Origin of the sequence: Metapseudomonas resinovorans DSM 21078 (assembly GCF_000423545.1) — a bacterium.
Classification (GTDB): domain Bacteria; phylum Pseudomonadota; class Gammaproteobacteria; order Pseudomonadales; family Pseudomonadaceae; genus Metapseudomonas; species Metapseudomonas resinovorans.
In genome coordinates this window covers 122,652-138,883 of record NZ_AUIE01000016.1, presented here as the reverse complement: position 1 = coordinate 138,883, position 16,232 = coordinate 122,652, and the positions used below count along the sequence as shown (strand labels likewise).

The 16,232-nt window shown below is 64.4% G+C and carries 16 protein-coding genes and 1 pseudogene; 7 read left to right on the top strand and 10 right to left on the bottom strand.

Features of this window, described 5'->3' with window-relative positions:
- Positions 1-30: 30 nt before the first annotated feature.
- From G559_RS0114950 to dapA, 6 genes are all read right to left on the bottom strand, one after another.
- Complete coding sequence (locus tag G559_RS0114950; RefSeq protein ID WP_028629001.1) at positions 31-1,254, bottom strand: hypothetical protein; 1,224 nt, start codon at positions 1,252-1,254, stop codon at positions 31-33.
- A gap of 220 nt (positions 1,255-1,474) precedes the next feature.
- The gene (locus G559_RS0114945) at positions 1,475-1,924 is read right to left on the bottom strand and encodes a YcgN family cysteine cluster protein (protein ID WP_028629000.1); all 450 of its coding nucleotides are present in this window, start codon (positions 1,922-1,924) and stop codon (positions 1,475-1,477) included.
- A 92-nt stretch (positions 1,925-2,016) separates the two neighbouring features.
- Entirely contained in the window at positions 2,017-2,946 is a 930-nt protein-coding gene (locus G559_RS0114940) for a D-2-hydroxyacid dehydrogenase (RefSeq protein WP_028628999.1), read from the bottom strand.
- Positions 2,946-3,239, bottom strand: coding sequence for a YcgL domain-containing protein (locus G559_RS0114935; RefSeq protein WP_028628998.1), 294 nt, complete (start codon positions 3,237-3,239; stop codon positions 2,946-2,948). Before G559_RS0114935 ends, G559_RS0114940 begins: the two co-directional genes overlap by 1 nt.
- A 47-nt stretch (positions 3,240-3,286) precedes the next feature.
- The gene (rnd, locus tag G559_RS0114930) at positions 3,287-4,414 is read right to left on the bottom strand and encodes a ribonuclease D (protein ID WP_028628997.1); all 1,128 of its coding nucleotides are present in this window, start codon (positions 4,412-4,414) and stop codon (positions 3,287-3,289) included.
- Positions 4,415-4,525: 111 nt separating this feature from the next.
- The gene (gene dapA, locus G559_RS0114925; RefSeq protein ID WP_028628996.1) at positions 4,526-5,380 is read right to left on the bottom strand and encodes a 4-hydroxy-tetrahydrodipicolinate synthase; all 855 of its coding nucleotides are present in this window, start codon (positions 5,378-5,380) and stop codon (positions 4,526-4,528) included.
- Positions 5,381-5,795: 415 nt separating this feature from the next.
- On the opposite strand from dapA, the gene G559_RS0114915 reads away from it, so the two are divergent.
- On the top strand, positions 5,796-6,857 hold the full coding sequence (locus tag G559_RS0114915) for an SMP-30/gluconolactonase/LRE family protein (protein WP_028628995.1): 1,062 nt from the start codon (positions 5,796-5,798) through the stop codon (positions 6,855-6,857).
- Positions 6,858-6,988: 131 nt separating this feature from the next.
- Here the strand turns inward: G559_RS0114915 and G559_RS29010 are convergent, their stop codons facing one another.
- Positions 6,989-7,798 carry a lysophospholipid acyltransferase family protein gene (locus G559_RS29010; protein WP_051246682.1) on the bottom strand — a complete coding sequence of 270 codons (810 nt, stop codon included), beginning with the start codon at positions 7,796-7,798 and terminating at the stop codon, positions 6,989-6,991.
- Positions 7,799-7,923: 125 nt separating this feature from the next.
- Between G559_RS29010 and G559_RS0114905 the strand changes: the two genes are divergently transcribed.
- From G559_RS0114905 to G559_RS0114885, 5 genes are all read left to right on the top strand, one after another.
- Complete coding sequence (locus G559_RS0114905; protein ID WP_028628994.1) at positions 7,924-8,400, top strand: Lrp/AsnC family transcriptional regulator; 477 nt, start codon at positions 7,924-7,926, stop codon at positions 8,398-8,400.
- 203 nt (positions 8,401-8,603) lie between these two features.
- On the top strand, positions 8,604-9,779 hold the full coding sequence (metC, locus tag G559_RS0114900) for a cystathionine beta-lyase (RefSeq protein ID WP_028628993.1): 1,176 nt from the start codon (positions 8,604-8,606) through the stop codon (positions 9,777-9,779).
- A gap of 105 nt (positions 9,780-9,884) precedes the next feature.
- On the top strand, positions 9,885-10,739 hold the full coding sequence (locus G559_RS0114895; protein WP_028628992.1) for a sulfurtransferase: 855 nt from the start codon (positions 9,885-9,887) through the stop codon (positions 10,737-10,739).
- A 241-nt stretch (positions 10,740-10,980) separates the two neighbouring features.
- On the top strand, positions 10,981-11,460 hold the full coding sequence (locus G559_RS0114890; protein WP_028628991.1) for a hypothetical protein: 480 nt from the start codon (positions 10,981-10,983) through the stop codon (positions 11,458-11,460).
- 181 nt (positions 11,461-11,641) lie between these two features.
- Positions 11,642-12,910: an OmpP1/FadL family transporter gene (locus G559_RS0114885; protein WP_028628990.1), complete on the top strand. Its 1,269-nt coding sequence runs from the start codon at positions 11,642-11,644 to the stop codon at positions 12,908-12,910.
- 56 nt (positions 12,911-12,966) lie between these two features.
- Here the strand turns inward: G559_RS0114885 and G559_RS0114880 are convergent, their stop codons facing one another.
- The 3 genes from G559_RS0114880 to G559_RS0114865 all read right to left on the bottom strand — a co-directional run bounded on the left by G559_RS0114880 (position 12,967) and on the right by G559_RS0114865 (position 15,355).
- Positions 12,967-13,521: a glutathione peroxidase gene (locus G559_RS0114880; RefSeq protein ID WP_028628989.1), complete on the bottom strand. Its 555-nt coding sequence runs from the start codon at positions 13,519-13,521 to the stop codon at positions 12,967-12,969.
- A gap of 170 nt (positions 13,522-13,691) precedes the next feature.
- Entirely contained in the window at positions 13,692-14,897 is a 1,206-nt protein-coding gene (locus G559_RS0114870) for an MFS transporter (protein ID WP_028628988.1), read from the bottom strand.
- 44 nt (positions 14,898-14,941) lie between these two features.
- Positions 14,942-15,355 carry a MarR family winged helix-turn-helix transcriptional regulator gene (locus G559_RS0114865; RefSeq protein WP_028628987.1) on the bottom strand — a complete coding sequence of 138 codons (414 nt, stop codon included), beginning with the start codon at positions 15,353-15,355 and terminating at the stop codon, positions 14,942-14,944.
- Between the two features lie 305 nt (positions 15,356-15,660).
- Between G559_RS0114865 and G559_RS29920 the strand changes: the two are divergent.
- Positions 15,661-16,173 (top strand): annotated as a pseudogene (locus G559_RS29920) (acyl-CoA dehydrogenase C-terminal domain-containing protein); the annotation flags it as partial.
- Positions 16,174-16,232: the final 59 nt, after the last annotated feature.

The window sequence follows — 16,232 nt, the reverse complement described above, 5'->3', positions numbered from 1 at the left end:
GTAGGATGGGTAGTCGTGGTGGACGAGGCATCAACGCAACAGCTTGGTATCGAGCACGTCCGACGCGCCGCCCATGATGTTTTCGGTGATTTCGATGAAGTCCTGGGTGCTGGCCTTGTCCAGGCGCATCAGGCCGCGGGCGACGTCGTCCATGGAGCGCAGGCCGTCAGTGCGCAGGCGGATTTCCTTGTCCAGGTCCTGCAGCAGCAGCACGGCGCGTGCGGTGACCGGGCCGCTGGCGTGTTCGCCGCGCAGGCTGTCGACCTTCTTGCTCCACTGGCGCAGTTGCTTGCGAATGGCCTCGTAACGATCGTCGCTCAGGCCACCGGCACGGCGCAGCAGCTCGATGGCGTAGTACTCGGCCACCCCTTCGCTGATCCAGTCGCTCTTGTCGGTATCGCTGATCCGGCTGAGTACATGCACCAGCTCATGCACCAGGGAACTGGTGCCGTTTTCGCTCACTAGTGGTCGCGCCGAGTGCATGAAATAGGAGTTGGGAGCAGACAGGCCGCCTCGCCACATGGGGTCGTTGGCCCCGACGATCAGCAGCTTGCCCGGCTCGCGGGGGAAGACTTCCTGGGCATGAGGCCAGACGAAGGTCAGCAAGGTGAGGATGTCCATGCGCCGCATGCCCTCGCCCACCGGCGCACTGACCGTGACGTCGGTAGCCCCCAGGGTGGCACGGCGACTGCCCAGCTTGCCGGCCAGGATCCAGCCGGTTGGACGGTCGAACATGCGCTCGGGGTTGTCGATGCGGAAGCGGTTCTTGCCGACGCGTGGCCAGCCGGTTTCCACCGACTTCCACCCCTTGGGCATATCGATCTGCAGGCGCGCCACCAGCTCGATGCCATCCACCATGTCCAGGCGCGCCGCCGGCACCAGGTCATCGCCCCGCAGCAATGCCCAATCGGGGGTCATGCGGGCATCGAAACGACCATCGCCACGCGGGTGGCTGACACGCACCTTGTAGCTCAGGCTGGTCTGGCCGTCGCCGGGCACCCAGGTGCCGTGTTGCGGGTCATCCTGAGTCCAGCTGCCGCTGGCCTTGAAGTCGCTGTAGTAGCCCTTGTCGCCCAGGTCGAAACGCAGGCTGCGCACGCTGTCGCCCTTCTCCAGTACCAGACTGACTTCGGCCTGGTCGCTTTCGGGCAGAAAGCGCACCTGATAGTCGAGATCGACCTGCTTCGCTGCCCACAGCGGGGCGCTGAGGGTCAACAGGACGGCGGACAGCAGGAGCTGGGAACGGGCGGACATCGAGGATGGTTTCCTTGGTGGGTGTGACAGTCAGTCCCTGAGACTCGAACGGCAGTGGTTTGATCCGTGACCGGCCAAAGCAGCTCATTGAAAAACGTGAGCGAGGCAGCCGAGGCGAGGAAAAAAACGACGAAAATGCGGAGTTTACGTGTTGTAAATGAGCAATTTGAGTCGGTTTTTAACGACGCATCGGCAACGCAGGTAGTTTTTCAACTGCCTGCTAGCCTGCGCGAAAAATCAGATAGTCCTCCCAATCATCCTCGGCCACGCTGTTTTCACTGAGCATGCGTCCGGATTGGGAGATGCCGGCCTTGTGCACCGCCTCGGGGTCATTGCAGACCAGGTGGTGCCAGGGCGGCAGGTCCTTGCCCTCGGCCACCAGGCGGTAGCCGCAGGTGGGCGGCAACCAGCTGAACTGATCGGCCTGGGCCGGGGTGAGCTGGATGCAGTCGGCAACGAACTGGCGGCGATTGGCGTAGTCGGTGCAGCGGCAGGTTTTCAGATCCAGCAGCTTGCAGGCGATGCGCGTGTAATAGACGCTGCCGTCGTCCTCGTCCTCCAGCTTCTGCAGGCAACAAAGTCCGCAGCCATCGCAGAGGGACTCCCATTCCTCCTGATCGAGCTGATCGAGGGTCTTGCGCTTCCAGAAGGGTTCGACTTTGGCGGCCATGGCGTACGGGGGGTTATTTCGGGGGCGCGTAGTCTAGTCGGGTCCAGGGTGTCGGCCAAGCATAGCTGACCATTGGTTACAGCGCGGCGAACTCAGTAGCCGCGCTCGAAGCTGACTTGCCCCCTGAGCGGTTCCCCGGCGCGGTAGCGCCCCAGGTTATCGACGAACAGCCGCGCCATGGCGCTGGGCAGCGTTGGCGCCGAGCTGTGGCCCGTGACCAGCAGGTTGGGGGCGGTCCAGAACGGGTGCCAGGCGGGCAGCGGTTCTTCACGGCAGACATCGATCACGGCACCGGCCAGTTGCCCGGCCTGCAGCGCCGCCACCAGGTCATGGTCCACCACTGCCACGCCGCGACCGGCGTTGATGAACAGCGCGGTCGGGCGCATGCGTTCAAAAATCGCGGCATCGTAGATATCGCGGGTGGCCGGCGTGTCGGGCAGCAGATTCACCACGCAGTCGGCCCACCCCACCTGCTCCACCAGCGACTCCATGCCGAAGACCCGCTCGAAGGGCTCCAGTTGACGGGGCTCGCGGGCGATGCCGTGAAGTTCGACGCCGAAGGGTTCGAGGAAGCCCGCCACGCTCTGGCCGATATCACCACTGCCGACGATCAACACCCGCTTACCCACCAGACTGCTCGGCAGGCGGTTATCCCAGCGCTTCTCGGCCTGGGCAGCAACCCGCGAGAGGGTTTGCCGCTGGTGTGCCAGCAGGTAGGTGAGTACGTACTCGGCCATGACCTGGCCGAAGATGCCGACGGCGCGGGTCAGTTGGTAGTCGTTGGGCAGGTCGGCCGCCAGCAGCGGCGTGATGCCCGCCCAGGTGGACTGCATCCACTCCGGTTTGCGGCCCTGGCGCAACAGTTGCGCCAGCAGGTCGGGCTGGCCCAGCCAGACCGGGCATTCCCGCGCGGCCTCCAGCAGGCGCTCGGCCTCGCTGCCGCCATGCAACTGCAGACCGGTTTCGGTGCGCAGCAGATCGGCGTAAAGCGCGAACTCTTCTTCGGCGATGAGGATTTTCATCAGAGGGGATCGTTCATCCGCAACAGCTCTTCCGGCAGGTGCTCGATGTACTCATCCTGGGCCGGCGGCATCTGCAGGTGATAGCCCTGCTTCTCGATGTTCTCCAGCACCTTGCCGATGTCTTCACGGGCCAGTTGGCGCTCGGAGCTAAGCACCAGATCGAAGGTGTGCTGCGGGGCGCCAAAGGCGCTGAGCAGGCCTTCGGGCACGCGGCTCAGGGCCTCGCGCTTGTCGACATAGAGGTACATCTCGTTCTTGCGCGGACTTTTGTAGATGGAGCAGATACGTTTCATGGTCAGGCTCGTGGGGCGAGCCGTGCCAGGCGGCACGGCGAAAGGGTTCATTGGCCGGCCGTGGCCAGGGTGTCCAGCAGGGCCTGGCCCATCAGCTCGCGGCGCCAGCCACGCAGGCCCTCGGGCAGGCTGTAGGGGCCGTCGGGGAAGCCGGTCTTGAGCAGGGCCTCCAGATGCTTCTTGCGCAGCATCAGTTCCGGGGCCATGCCCAGGCGCTCGGCTTCGGCCTGGCCAACGGCGCGCAGCTGTTTCAGCAGCGGCGAGGCTTCGGGCGGCAGCGGCTCGGGCAGCTTCTCGGGCCACTGCTCAGGCGGCGTTTCGGCGGCCTCGCGAATCAATTTAAGCAAGGTATTGCCGTCCTGGCGCACGGTCCGCGGGTGCATGTCGTCGATTCGCGCCAGGGCCACGAGGTTGTCCGGCTGGAAGCGCGCCAGGGGCCAGAGGCTGTGCTCACGCAGGATGCGGTTGCGCGGCTGGTCACGCAGGCGCGCTTCGGTCTCGCGCCAGGCGCAGAGTTCGCGCAGCACGGCGAGCTGGGCGCGAGTGAGTTTCCAGCCCAACTTGGCCTCGCGGTAGAGCTCTTCCGGAATGACTTCGCGGCGCAGGTTGGCCACCAGCTCGGCGCCATCTTCCAGCACCCAGGCACGTTTCGGGTCGGTCAGGCGTGGCTCCAGGGCGGCGTAGAGCTCGGCCAGGTGCTGCACGTCTTCGGCGGCGTAACGCACCTGCATCTCGGTGAGCGGGCGCTGCAGCCAGTCGGAACGGGTTTCGTCCTTGGGCAGCTCAATGCCGAGCACCGCCTGCACCAGGCGCGAATAGCCCATGGAATAGCCGATGCCGAGATAACCGGCGGCCAGCTGGGTATCCAGCAGCGGCTGTGGCAAGGCGCCAGTCAGGCGCATGAAGACTTCCAGGTCCTCGCTGCAGGCATGCAGGACCTTGAGCACGGCGTGGTCTTCCAGCAGTTCGGCGAAGGGCGACCAGTCGCCGATCAGCAGCGGATCGATGAGGAATGCCCGCTCACTGTCACCGACCTGTACCAGGCCGGCCTTGGGGTAGAAGGTGTCGACCCGCATGAACTCGGTGTCCAGGGCCACGAAGGGCAGGCGCCGCCACTCGGCGCAGTGTTTGGCCAGCGAAGCGTCGTCGCGAATCCAGATAATGTCGATGGCCACAGGGCTCTCCTAGAATCAGTGGCGCGCAGTATATATCGCGCCGGGTCCTCGCTTCGCGCCTTGCATCGCTCCCGCCCCGTCGCGGCTGATTCGCGTGAGGCGGGCCGGCGCCTAGGCCAGCTCGGCGCGCAGGCGCTGCAGCAGCGTTGCGGAACTGCGCTGCATGGGCAGGCGCAGCTCATCCACGATGAGCCCTTGCATGGCCAGCAGGCTTTTCACCGGGGCCGGATTGGGCTCGGCGAAGGCCAGGCGAATCAGCGGCTGCAGTTTCTGGAAGATCACTCTGGCGGCAGCAAGTTCACCGTTGGCGATGCAATCGGCCATGCGCACGAACTCCTGCGGGTGGATGTGAGCCGAAGCGGCAATCGCTCCACGACCGCCCATGCACAGGGTGTTGAATATCTGCCCGTCCTCCCCCGTCAGCACGTCCAGCTCGCCGTCAGCGATCAACGCCAGGGTGGTTTCCGGATTGCCGCCGCAGTCCTTGATGGCCACCACGCGCGGGTGCCGGGCCAACTGGCGAAGGGTGTCCAGCTCCAGGCGCACGCCGGTGCGATAGGGAATGTCATAGAGGATCACCGGCACCGTCGAGGCATCGGCAATGGCACCGAACCAGGCCAGCAGACCGTCCTGGGACGGACGGATGTAGTAAGGCGCCGGCACCAGCACGCCGGCGATGGGGCGGCGCTGCACCTCGCGCTGGAAGGCCAGCACCTCCGTCAGGTTGTTGCCTGCCACGCCCATCACCAGTTGGTCGCCGGGCACCTCGTCGAGCAGCGCGTCGAGCACCGCCAGTTGCTCATCCTTGGACAGGGCCGCCGCCTCCCCCGTGGTGCCGCAGGCGACCAGGCCGGAAACGCCGGCGTCCAGCAGGTGCCGGGCCAGGCGGCGCAGGGCGGGAAAGTCGATGGCGCCTTCATTGAAGGGGGTTACCAGGGCAACCCAGATTCCAGAAAACACAGGCATTGCAGATCTCCTTTGGTTGACCGTCAGAGTCACCGTCGGAGGGATGCAGGGAGGGAGATTCGAGGAAGGATCGACCTACTTCGCGCCTACTGTCCTGTCAGCCCATCTGACGGGACAGCGCGCCCCGGTCAAATGAGCGACTGTTTCTTCGATTTGTCCGCGGCAACGCCAATAGCCGACGCCTGGGCCGGGAGGTCCAGGGCAAGAACGGCGTTGGAGGCGATGGCGGGCATTGAAAGCTCGGTTGAATGCAGCGAAGGCACCGATACTGCGAAAGCCACCCGGCGCCTGTCAACTGCGGCCTGTCTAATGCCGCAACATTCAGCCCTGGCGCCGGGGGCGGACGACTGCTAAAAAGCCCGCGCGAAGAAGAACAAGGCTCCGGCCACCCCCTCACCTGAATGGATACAAGAAGATGAAGAAGCTGCTGGGCATATTCGCCCTGCTGATCGTCGCGCTGACGGTCTATCTCGCCATCACGCCGTCTCCCATCGACCCGCTGGCCTGGGATGCACCCAAGGCGCCGGACATGACCGGTGTGCTGGAGCCCAACGACACCCTGATGAAGGCCGAGCTGGTCGCCCAGGGCCAGGTGCATGGCCCGGAAGACACTGCCGTCGACGGCCAGGGCCGCCTCTATGCCGGCCTGCATGACGGACGCATTGTGCGCATCGCCGAGAACGGCCAGGTCGAGACCTTCGCCGACACCGGCGGACGGCCGCTGGGGATGGACTTCGACGCCGCCGGCAACCTGATCGTCGGCGATGCCTACAAGGGCCTGCTGCGCATCGACCCGCAAGGAAAGATCACGGTGCTCGCCAGCGAGGCCGAGGGCGTGCCCTTCCGCTTTACCGACGACCTGGACATCGCCCAGGACGGCCGCATCTACTTCACCGACGCCTCGAGCAAGTTCCAGCAGCCGGACTACTTGCTGGACCTGCTGGAAGCCCGCCCCCATGGCCGCCTGATGCGCTTCGACCCGGCCACCGGCAAGACCGACGTGCTGCTCAAGGACCTCTACTTCGCCAACGGCGTGGCGCTGTCGGCCAACGAGGATTTCGTGCTGGTCAACGAAACCTACCGCTACCGCATCACCCGCTACTGGCTGAGCGGCGAGAAGGCCGGCACCCACGATGTGTTCATCGACAACCTGCCGGGCCTGCCGGACAACCTGCAGGGTGACCACCAAGGCACCTTCTGGGTCGCACTGCCCTCCCCGCGCAAGGCCGATGCCGACTTCCTGCACACCCAGCCCTGGCTGAAGGCGCAGATCGCCAAGCTGCCGCGCATGTTCTGGCCCAAGCCGGTGCCCTACGGCCTGGTGCTGCAACTGAACGAGAACGGCGAGATCGTCCACAGCCTGCACGACACCAGCGGCACCCACCTGCGCATGGTGACCTCGGTCAAGCCGGTGGGGGACTACCTCTACCTGGGCAGCCTGGACAATGACCGGATCGGGAAATTGAAGATTCGTTGATCACCGGGGCGAGCCTTTGCCCTGCCCGGCGAATGAAATGGCTATGCCTGCGTTACATGTTGCAAGCAGCTGCATTGCCCGTAGGAGCTGGCTTGCCAGCAAATGGCCCCGTTTCGCTGGCAAGCCAGCTCCTACAAGGTTCGCGCCGGCGGCAGTTCGGAAGTCACGCCGACAGGATTCGTGGCGTCACCGGGCGGCTGCCCCAGCAACCCCTCCATCCGCTCGCGAGTCTCGGCCATCAGCTCACCGAGCCGCTCCGGGCCGTACTGGCTGGCATCGATGGGCGAACCGACGTGAACTTCCACCTTCTGCCCCAAGTTCAGGCGGAAGGTACGCGCCGGCAGCACGCGGTGGATGCCGCGGATGGACACGGGGATGATCACCGCGTCGGTATCCAGTGCCAGGTGGAAGCAGCCCTTCTTGAACTTCAACAGGCGACCATCAGCGGAGCGCGTGCCCTCGGGCGCGGCCCAGAGGACGATGCCGCTCTCCATCATGCGCCGGGCGGTGTCGAGGTCAGCCAGGGCCTGGCGGCGGTTGTGCCGGTCAATGGAGGGAAACTCCGCTGCGCGCATGGCCGGGCCGAGAAAGGGGATGCGGAACAGCTCTTTCTTCGCCAGCATGCGGATCGACCCCGGCAGGGCGACGAAGCTGGCCGGAATGTCGTAGTGGCTGGAGTGGCTGCAGAGAATCAGGTAGCGGCGACCATCGTTGAAGTCGGGAATCGCCCCGTGCACCGACAGGTCCATGCGTACCAGACGCAGCAGCAGGCGTGACATGGCGCGGGTATAGCGGTCCACGCAGGCGCGGTCGAGACGCCCCAGCAGACCGCGCACCAGCACCAGGCAGCAGTAGTAGAAAACCACCGACAAAGTCCCCAGGATCACGCCAAGACGGCGGACCAACGAGGCACGTTCGCTCAGTATTTGCAGGCTTGGCATCGAGCTCTCCCATCTTCTACCCGCGCGACTTCATGCACGAGCGACTTTATGATGCCGATTGTCATCGTTTCGACACACTTGGCCCGCCAGCCTCCCGACCAAACGCATCCGCACGGACCCAGCCCATGGACAAGAAAGACCTGCAGATCATCGCCCTCCTGCAGCAGGACGCTTCCATCTCACTCGCGGAACTGGCCGAGGCGGTGAACCTCTCTCCCACGCCCTGCTGGCGGCGCTTGCAGAAGCTGCGCGAGGACGGCGTGATCCAGAAGCAGGTGGCGCTTTGCGATGCCGAACGGCTCAAGCTCGGGGTCACCGTATTCGTCACCATCCGCACCAGCCGCCATAGCGACGACTGGACCCGCCAGTTCATCGAAGGCACCCGCGACATCCCCGAGATCGTCGAGATCTACCGCATGACCGGGGACGTGGACTACCTGCTGAAGATCGTGGTGCCCGACATCAAGGGCTATGACGCGGTGTACAAGCGCCTGATCCGCGTTGCCGACCTGTCCGACGTCAGCTCCGGCTTCGCCATGGAAGTGATCAAGCACACCACGGCCCTGCCACTCGGTCACCTGGAGCAGGCCGGCGACCCATGATTTCCGCATCACGACGCATAACCGAAAAATATTTCTACAAAATAATTAATAAGTAGATTTTTCTTCTACAAAACCGCCATTCCCAGCAAATCAAAGCAAAGAATTTCCCCGCGCCCATCGGTAATCTTTCCCCCACGCCAGTTGCCTCTCCTAACGGAAGGCACCGCCCCATCTCGTCATTCGGATTCAGAGGAAACACCCAGGTGGACGACCGCAAGCTGCATGTTGAAACGCTGCTGGCCCATGAAGGCCGCGAACGGGGCCGCGTCGGTGGCACCGTGAATACCCCGGTCTATCGCGCCTCCACGCTGCTCTTCCCCACCGTGGAAGCCCTGCACGCGCAAAATGGCACCCTCAATACCTATGGCCGCCACGGCAACCCCACCACCCGCTCCCTGGAGAGCGCCCTGGCTGAGCTGGAAGGTGCCTACGGCGCCATGCTCACCCCCAGCGGCCTGAGCGCCCTGACCACGGCCCTGCTGGCCACGCTCAAGCCTGGCGATCATCTGCTGATGACCGACTCGGTCTACGACCCGACCCGCGCCTTCTGCGACGAAACCCTGAAGCGTTTCGGCATCGAGACCACCTACTACGATCCGTTGATCGGCGGTGGCATCGTCGAACTGATGCGCCCCAACACCCGCGTGGTGTTCCTCGAATCCCCCGGTTCGCTCACCTTCGAAGTGCAGGACGTGCCCAGCATCGCCGAAGTCGCCCATGCCCACGGCGCCCTGGTGATGCTCGACAACACCTGGGGCACGCCGGTGCATTTCGCCTCCTTCAAGCACGGCGTGGACATCTCCATCCATGCCGCGACCAAGTACATCGTCGGTCACTCCGATGTGCTGATGGGGGTAATCATGACCACCGAAGCGCTGTTCCCGCAGGTGCGTGGCTTCTACAAGCAGCTCGGCCTGTCAGTCAGTGCCGACGATGCCTATCTCGCCCTGCGCGGCCTGCGCACGCTCTCGACCCGTCTGGAGCGGCACCAGCGCAACGCGGAGAAGGTCGCCCAGTGGCTGGCCGAGCAACCGGAAGTGGAACAGATCCTCTACCCCGCACTGCCCGGCGCCCCTGGACATGAGTTGTGGAAGCGCGACTTCAGCGGCGCGTGCGGCCTGTTCAGCGTGGTCCTCAAGGCGATGCCCGAGCAGGCTATCCGCGCCATGCTCGACAACATGCAACTGTTTGGCATGGGTTTCAGCTGGGGCGGTTTCGAAAGCCTGATCCTGCTGACCAACCCCAGCGCCCACCGCAGCGCCACCACCTGGAAGGCGAGTGGCCCGCTGGTGCGCCTGCACATCGGCCTGGAGCATCCGGACGACCTGATCGCCGATCTCGACGCCGGCTTCCAGCGCCTGCGCAGCGCCTGCCGCTGACGCACAGGCGGCGCGGGCTCCGCGCCGCCGCCAATAGCGCGCGACAGGCCATGCGGGCGTCCTTATGATGCTCGCCACAACAATGGTCACGACAAGGACCCCGCCATGTCGCTCGCGCAACTCATCAGCCCTGCCCAACTCAGTGCCCGCCAGGATGAACCGGGCCTGGTCATCCTTGACTGCCGTTTCTCCCTCGACGACCCGGCCTACGGCCAGCGCAGCTACACCGAAAGTCACATTCCCAAGGCCCGCTTCGCTGACCTGGAGCGTGACCTCTCTGGCCCGGTGAGCAAGGGTGTGACCGGCCGTCATCCGCTGCCAGACGCTGCGGTACTTGCCGCAAGGCTGCGCGACTGGGGCGTCAATGCCGACAGCGCCATCGTGCTCTACGACGACGGCCCCGGCGCCTTTGCCGCCCGCGCCTGGTGGCTGCTGACCTGGCTGGGCAAGCGCGATGGCGTATTCCTGCTGGATGGCGGCCTGAAGGCCTGGCGCGATGCCGGTCTGTCGCTGACTGCCGTGGAGCCGTCCGTGCAGCCGGGCAACTTTGCAGGCCAGCCCGACGACAGCCTGCTGATCGACGCCGACAGCCTCCAGCAACGCCTGGGCAATGCCAGCCTCACTCTGTTGGACGCCCGCGCCCTGCCGCGCTTCAAGGGCGAAGTGGAACCCATCGACCCGGTGGCCGGCCATATCCCCGGCGCCCAATGCGCAGCCTTCACCGACAACCTCGGCAGCGATGGCCGCTTCCTTCCGGCCGAGGCGCTGAAGCAACGTTTCGCCGCGATGATCGGCGACCGCCCGGTGGACGAGCTGGTGGCCTACTGCGGTTCGGGCGTCACCGCCTGCCACAACCTTTTCGCCCTGAATCTCGCCGGTTACCCGCTGGCGCGGCTCTACGCCGGCTCCTGGAGCGAGTGGATCACCAACCCCGCCCGCCCTCAGGCCAAGGGCGAGTAAGACCGAGAAACCAGCGGGCGATGGGCTTGGCGGCCTCGCCCTGCTGGCTGTTTTTTAATCACAGGCAGCTATATAGACAATAACCAGAAGCCTGAAACAGTTTAAAAACAGGCCTTTACAGCACAAATATCCCACTAGACTTCAAATCGAGCGGCTAACTCCGCTCCCGGTGGGGCCTTCCTTAGAACGATGAGAAGCTGCCAAAGCGCCCGGCCCCGCCGGCACCTTTCGCGAGGGCCATATGGGAATTGCCGCCTGCGATCTCCGCCAACATGTGATACGACCGACGCTGCTCTACCTGCAGCGCCCCTCCTCCACCGCCGAAAGCCTGCTGCTAGGCGCTGCCGCCTGCCAGTCCGCCCTCGGCGCGGCACTGGACGGCGGCACGGGACGCGGCCTCTATTGCATCAGCGATGAGCGCCACCAGCAGCTCTGGGACCAGCACCTGGCCCGTGACCCGGAACTTGCCAGCCAGGTGCGCGGGCTCGCCAGCCAGCACGCCTTCCTCGCTTCACCGCACCTGGAACTGACCGTCAACCTGCGCTACGCCACCGCCATCGCGTGGATGCTGGTGGAGTCGAGCGTCCTGGTGCTTCCCGCCGCCGACGACCTGGTCGGCATGGCCATGATCTGGCGCCAGGTCTTCCAGCCCGATGGCAGCCCGCGGGACTTCATCGATGCCTGGCAGCGTCATGTTGCCCATCTCAGCCAGGCCGCCTGATCACTGACCAACCAGTCAGGAACGAGCGTACAAGGCAATCTGCACGATCAGCGAAGATGCCATCGTTTTGCCTTTTGTTCGACAATCTTACAAGGATTTTCCTTACATTCTTCCAGGCTGGAAAGCCCTCCTGAATCCTGTTAGCGTGCCGCCCTTTTGCACGATCGTTCAGGAGTTCACCGTGACCAGCAGAGCCCTCAAGACCGCCCTCGCCCTGGCCATTAGCGCCGCTTCCAGCTACAGCCTGGCCGCTGGCTTCGCCCTCAACGAGCAAAGCGTCAGCGGCATGGGTACCGCCTTCGCCGGGCGCTCCTCCTCCGCCGATGACGCCACCACCGTTTATGGCAACCCCGCCGGCATGGCCCGTCTCAAGCGCGAGCAGGTAAGCGTCGGCGCCGCCGCGATCTTCGCCAAGACCGACATCGACGACGCCCGCAGCTCCTTCCGCGGCAGCAACGATGGCGACATGGTTCCCACCGTGGGCGTGCCGATGGGTTACTACGTCAAGCCGATCGATGACAAATGGGCCATCGGCTTCGGCATGTACGTACCCTTCGGCCTGATCACCGATTACGAAACCGGCTTCGCCGGCCGTTACTACGGCGACAAGAGCGAAGTACGCGTAATCACCCTGCAGCCCACCGTCAGCTACCGCATCAACGATCAGCTGTCCGTCGGCTTCGGCCCCACCATCAACCGCATCGACGGCGAACTGACTTCCGCCGTGCTCAACCCGCTGTCCATTGGCCGCAATGACGGCAAGGTGAAGGTCAAGGGCGACGACACCGCACTGGGCTTCAACGCCGGCGTGCTCTACGAACTGAACGCAAGCACCCGCTTCGGCCTGACCTACCACTCCAAGGTGGACTACAAGCTGCGCGGTGACACCACCATCTCCGGTAGCGGCCCCATCCTGGGCAGCTCCGCTGGCAAGTACGACGCTTCGCTGGAGCTGGAAACGCCCGAATCCGTCGACTTCTCCGTCACCCACGACCTGAACGACACCTGGACCCTCTTCGCCGGCAGCACCTGGACCCGCTGGAGCCGCCTGGAAGAGATCAAGGTGGAAAACAAGGGCGTTGGCGGTCTGCTCGGCCCAGCCCTCGGCACCATCACTGAAGAACAGGACTGGCGCGACACCTGGTCCTACGCCGTCGGCGCCGCCTACAAGCTGAACCCGCAGTGGACCCTGCGCGCCGGCCTGGCCTACGACCAGTCCCCGACCCGCAACGAGCTGCGCTCGCCGCGCATTCCCACCGACGATCGCAAGATCTTCAGCCTGGGTGCCGCCTGGAGCCCCAACGACGATGTGACCGTCGACGTGGCCTACTCCTACCTGAAGGAAGACGACGCCAAGATCGATCAGACCAGCCCGATCAAGGGTTCATACAGCGCCACCTACAAGAACAGCGCCCATGGCCTGGGTGCGCAGCTGACCTATCGCTTCTGATCAGGCAGTAGGAAAAAGAAAGCCCGGACAAGTCCGGGCTTTCTTCTATCTGTCATTCAGGGTTGACTGGCCAGCGCCTGCTCCACGGCCTTCAGCAAATCCGGGTCATCCGGCTTGGTAAGGCTGGAAAAATGGGCGATTACCTTGCCTTGGCGGTCCACCACGTACTTGTAGAAATTCCAGCGCGGCGTCTGCCCGGACTGGGCGATCAGTTCTTTGTAGAGCGGCGTCGCCTCGTCGCCGGTCACGTGCTGTGGCTGAGTCATGGCGAACGTCACACCGTAGTTCACGTAGCAGACCTTGGCAGTTTCCTCAGTGCTGGCGGCTTCCTGTTTGAAGTCGTCCGAGGGTACGCCCAACACCTCCAGCCCCTGATCCTTGTAGCGCTTGTAGAGCGCCTCCAGCCCCTTGAACTGCGGGGTGAATCCGCAATGGCTGGCGGTGTTGACGATCACCAGGGGCTTGCCGGCGAAACGCTGGCAAAGGTCGAGGGTGTTCTTGGAGCGCAGTTGCGGCAATTCATGCTGCAGCAGCGAGGGACACTCGGCGGCCATGGCCTGGCCGCCGAACAAGGCGAGCAGTAGCAAAGACAGGGCGGGCAAAGCTTTCATGGCGGACTCCGGCACGATCGGGCGATCTGTCTACGCTACTGCCAAGCGACCCGCCTAGCAATTGAATCCCAACTGCATCAGCGCCAGTCCACCCTGCTGCCAGCCCCACCATACAAGGGCCAGCAGCAGCCCCAGCACCAGTGCTCCCAACGCCCAGCCCAGACGCTGGCTCATACGGCCCCGACGGGCTGCAGGCGCGCCACCGGTTGCTCCCGCACCGGCCAGTTCAGCACGGCGGCGAGCAGACTGAGGAAGATGGAAATCTGCCATACCAGTTCGTAACTGCCCGTGTGGTCATAAAGGTAGCCCCCCAGCCAGCCGCCGAGGAAGGCGCCCAACTGGTGGAACAGGAAAACGATACCACCGAGCATGGACAGATTGCGCACGCCGAACAGGGTTGCGACGGTGCCGTTGGTCAGGGGCACGGTGGACAACCACAGCAGCCCCATGGCCATACCAAAGGCATAGGCACTCCAGATGGTCAGCGGCGAATAGACAAAGGCGACGATGACCACGCCGCGCAGCAGATAAAGCGCGGTCAACAGCCTGGGCTTGGCATGGCGGCCGCCCAGCCAGCCGGCGATGTAGGTGCCGAATACGTTGAACAACCCCACCAGCGCCAGCACCGTGGTGCCCACCGCAGCCGGCAGGTGCTGATCCACCAGGTAGGCCGGCAGATGCACGCCGATGAACACCACCTGGAAGCCACAGACGAAGAAGCCCAGCGCCAGCAGCCAGAAGCCTGAGTGACCCGCCGCCTCACGCAGGGCATCGCCAAGGCTTTGTTCATGAGCCTGGGGCGGCGGCGGATTGTCCTTGAGCAACCCCACCAGCGGCACGATCAGCGCAACTAGCAGACCCAGCGCCAGCAGTGCGGACGACCAGCCGAGCCAGCCGATCAGCCCGAGGGTACCGGGAAGCATGGCGAACTGGCCGAAAGAGCCGGCGGCTGCGGCGATCCCCATGGCCATGCTGCGTTTTTCCACCGGCACGGCGCGACCCACCACGCCAAGAATCACCGAGAATGAGGTGCCCGAGAGGCCAATGCCGATCAGCAGGCCGGCGCTGAAGGACAGCGACAATGCCGAATCGGAAAACCCCATCAGCACCAGGCCAATGGCATACAGGACGCCACCGACGACCACGGTCTTTGCCGCGCCGAAGCGGTCGGCCAGAGCGCCGGTGAAGGGTTGCGCCAGACCCCAGATGAGGTTCTGCAGGGCAATCGCGAACGCGAAGACTTCCCTGCCCCAGCCGAACTCGCTGCTCATGGGCGCCAGGAACAGGCCGAATCCATGGCGAATGCCTAACGACAAGGCCAGGATCAACGACGCCCCCAGGAGGACCCAGCCACTCGTACGCCATACCGATGTCATAGAAAATTCCTTTACGGGTAGATACCCGTTTTCCAGAGAAAATATCAGGCGATATGTTCCAGATCGTCCAGCAGCGCCATCAGTGCTGCCCGCTTCTCCGGCCCCATGCGTTGCCCCATGTCCTGTTGCACACGCTCCCAGGCCTGCAAAGCCTGGTCGAGGCTGTTGCGGCCAGCCGGCGTCAGCGATACCAGCCGATTGCGCTGGTCCTCGCCGCCCTCCAGCAACACCAGCCCCTTGGCCTCCAGCACCTTGAGGTTGCGCCCCAAGGTGCTGCGGTCCAGCCCCATGGCTTCGGCCAGGCTGGTGATACTCGGCTGGTCGAGCCGCGCCAGGTTCTTCAACAGCGAGTACTGGGCGACATTCACCCCGACGCCGGCAAGGGCATCGTCGTAGAGCCGGGTCACGTTACGTGTGGCGCGGCGCAGCTTGGTACAGAGACATTGAGTCGGCAACATGGGTTGCATGTATATACCCGCATCTCCCTGAGCGTCAATCGAATCCTGCCGATGGCAGGTGGCCGGAAACGGAACCGATTGTCCCAACTGCCAGAACACCTCGTTGCCGCTGCCAAGGCCGGCGTCCTGCCCGCCCCATATAAACCGGGCCATCAACGCACGCCGAGGTCACCATGCCCAGCTACAAAGCACCGCTGCGCGACATGCGCTTTCTGCTCAACGAAGTCTTCGATTTCCCCGCCTATTACCGCGCGCTGGCCAATGGCAGCGACGCGACTCCGGACATGGTCGAAGCCATCCTCGACGAATGCGCCCGGCTCTGCGAAGAGGTGTTTGGCGGCCATGGCTACATCCGCGAGCACGGCATGGAGCAGATCGTCCGCGACGCCCGCATCGCCACCCTTTACGAAGGCACTACTGGCAATCCAGGCACTCGACCTGCTCGGCCGCAAGGTGCTGCTGATGACCCAAGGCAAGGCCGTGCGTGACATCACCGGCCAGATCGCTCGCTTGGCCGTCGACCTGCTGAGAAACGCGCCCGCAAGGAGCGCGACGTGGTGAGCACCGCCAGTCACGACTTCCTGATGTATTCCGGCTACGCCGCCCTCGCCTACGCCTGGGCCCTGCAGAAACGCGCGGCCCGCCAACGACTGCGTGACGGCGGCGTGGAATCCACCGAGTTCTACCGCGCCAAGCTGGCCACCAGCGACTTCTACTTCGCCCGCCTGCTACCCCGTGCCAAGGGGCATGCAGCCGCCATGCTGAAGCCGACCGCGTTGGTGATGGGGCTGGCGAGCGAGCATTTTGTGTTTGAGTAGATCGGGGGAATCGGGGGAATCGGGGGCGGATATCGGAAGTTTCCTGCCGGCTAACCCCG